Source organism: Glaesserella parasuis (assembly GCF_002015085.1).
Classification (GTDB): domain Bacteria; phylum Pseudomonadota; class Gammaproteobacteria; order Enterobacterales; family Pasteurellaceae; genus Glaesserella; species Glaesserella parasuis.
This window is the reverse complement of sequence record NZ_MUXW01000006.1, coordinates 58,576-61,156: the sequence shown is the minus strand read 5'-3', so window position 1 is coordinate 61,156 and position 2,581 is coordinate 58,576. Positions and strand designations below refer to the sequence as shown.

The following is a 2,581-nucleotide window of genomic DNA, read 5'->3' as shown; positions in this document are numbered from 1 at the left end:
TTCTTCCAAATAGAAATTACCTCCCATATTGATAATTGATTTGCCGTCTTCCGTTGTATACTCCATCGGTAAACCGCTGACACTCACATTTCCTCGCTCACCCTTAGGTCCCTGAATACCTGCTGTTCCCTGCGGTCCTTGTGGTCCCGTTGGACCCGTAGGTCCTTGAATACCTTGTTCACCTTTAGGACCCTGTTCACCCCTAGGCCCTGCTGGACCCACTGGACCTGTATCACCTTTTGGACCTGTATCACCTTTTGGACCTGTATCTCCTTTTTGACCCTGTTCACCCTTAGCCCCTGCTGGGCCCGCAGGGCCAGTTGCACCTCTCTCACCTGTATCACCTTTTGGACCTCTATCTCCTTTAGGACCCTGCTCGCCTCGCTCTCCCGCTGGGCCTGCCGGACCCACCAGACCTTGATCTCCTTTTTCACCTTTCGGACCCACTGGACCCATCGGACCTGTTGAACCAGCTTCGCCTCTAGGACCTGCATCACCTTTTGGACCAGCAGGACCAGTTTCACCTTGTGGTCCAATTGGACCTGCTGGACCCGCAGGGCCAGTTTCACCACGATCTCCTTTTTCACCTTTCTTGATAATGTCATGCGAACTATCTGTATAGATAATTTTTAGACCACCATTTGTTTCTTCCGTACGTTCAATTAACTTACCCTTAGTGGCAATGGTGATATTACCGTTCTCTTGAGTTAGTTTAATATTATCGCCTGCAGTAAATTTTACCGTATCGCCCATTTTGATAAGATGTGCCGCAGGTTGAGTTGCTTGACCAGCCCCTTTCGCAATCATCAGTTTCCAACCTGCATTATTCACTGCCGATACTACATCATTAACGGTTGCTAGCCCTGCGGTTTGTTGTGATAATCTGCCATCAGTTGTAGAAGCAAACATACCTGAAGTGACGGCAAAATTTAGATTTTTATTATTGTGGGTAATCTTTATATTGTCCCCAGCAGTAAACTGGATCGTATCTCCATCCTTAATTGTAGCTTCATTGTTATCCTTATCTGTTTTAATCTTAAAGGATGACATTTTATCGGCAATCTGAGCCAGTTGTTTCTTAATCTTGTCCTCTAACGAAATCGTGATTGTTGAACCATCCGCTTTGGTCTTGATTTCTTCATTAGTGCCTAGCACTTTAAGCGTACCTTCCCAAATACCCACTTTCTCATTATCAGAATTGCCTGTATCCCCTGCAATCTTCATCGTTAAAGATTTAAGCTGCGCCACGTTTACCGCATCGGTTAATTCTTTACCTGCCGCCACATTGACGATTTGGCGTTTGATGAGTTTATTACCTGAGCCCATACCGACAGAAACTGCACCAATATCATTACCATCAACATTTTGTGTGGATTTAAAGCCGTTATCAACACTGCTTACCCCTGTTGTTACAGAATAAGACTGTTTTTCCCCTTCAATACCCCCTCTCGTTTCTGCTCTTGACCCATAACCCAATGCCACACCGCCGCCCACGGTGACAACGGTATTATTACCAAGTGCGGTTGCTCTAGCAGCACCATCATTTGTCATGGCACTTTCACCCACAGCAACAGAGTGCATACCACCGGCAGAGGCTTTATAACCCAAGGCAGTAGAATGACTTTTAGCACTTGCTTGGTATCCAATGGCCACTAATTGTCCATCTGTCACATCGATATTGGCACCCACAACAACAGAGTCTGCCCCTGTTGTTTTCGCAGAATTACCTATCGCAATGGAATCTTCCCCAGCACCTTTCGAGTCCCTACCAACAGCAACGGCGTTTTTTCCAGCAGTTGCACCACCACCAACCGCAATACCGTACTCAGCGGTAGACTTACTTCTCGCACCGATAGCAATGCCTTCAACATCACTTGCAGATGCTAAAGGACCTACAACAATAGATCCGTCGCCCTCAGCCAAAGACAGACCCCCAATAGCAACAGAGGCCTTACCTTTCGCAGTTGTTGTGTGGCGGGGTTGGTTTGTACTATTATTATCGTTATATTTCGTTTGATCTAAATCATCTCCACCGATTGATATGGAGCCATACCCCTCCGCTTTGGCATTTGCCCCGATAGCAATAGATTGTGACCCAGTTGCTTTAGCAAGGTTACCTATTACAACTGTTTGAGTAGTTGTCCCTTCGGCATCTCCGCCTAAGACAACAGATCTCCCTCCCGCTTTTGATCTAATCCCGATGGCAATTCCTTGCTCCCCACTTACTTTAGTATTGTAGCCTATCGTAATAGAGTTTACGCTTGTTCCTGAATCTGCTTCATAACCTATCGCAATATTATGCCTAGCTTCAGCTTTTGACTTCTGACCGATAGCAACAGCACCATACGAAACCTTACTCTCTTTACCAATACCAATAGAACCGTCGTCAGATCCATTCGATGTAGTAGCACCATCTAGAAGATATGCAGCTAAACCTACTGGACTAAAAAATATACTTAGTAATACTAGACTTAATTTAAATTTATCTTGCTGTTTATCTAAAAAATAATCTGAGGTGCATACTTGAGCTCTTTTATCCGTGTAAGCGGATGTTTTGGTGTGAGACTTTACTAACTCAGAC

General features: G+C 45.3%; 1 protein-coding gene. It reads right to left on the bottom strand.

What is annotated here, in order from left to right:
- A partial coding sequence (locus B0183_RS13000; protein WP_459543470.1) for a collagen-like domain-containing protein occupies positions 1-2,581 on the bottom strand: 2,581 nt, incomplete at both ends.